We start from the raw sequence: 313 nt of genomic DNA on the forward strand, positions 1-313 counted from the left end.
ACGGGCTGAGCGGCAACCGCGGCGACCGGGTGATGAGCTACGACGAACTGGACCGGCTGACCCAGGTCGAGTCGACCGTGTTCGGCACCGGCACCGCGCAGGCGGCCACCTACGTCTACGACGGCGTGGACAACCTGGTCAGCCTCACGCTCGGCGGCACCAAGGCGCGCACCCAGTCGTACTGCTACGACGCCAACTGGCGCCTGACCAACGTCAAGACCGGCGACTGCGCCACGGGCACCACGGTGGTGGGCCTGGGCTACGACGTGCAGGGCAACCTGAGCCAGAAGAACGGGGTCAACTTCGACTTCGA

Annotated in this window: 1 pseudogene; it reads left to right on the plus strand. The window is 67.7% G+C overall.

The window, feature by feature from the left end:
* Positions 1 to 313 (plus strand): annotated as a pseudogene (locus MD221_RS17475) (hypothetical protein); the annotation flags it as partial.

Source organism: Luteimonas aquatica (genome assembly GCF_022662575.1).
Taxonomy (GTDB): domain Bacteria; phylum Pseudomonadota; class Gammaproteobacteria; order Xanthomonadales; family Xanthomonadaceae; genus Luteimonas; species Luteimonas aquatica.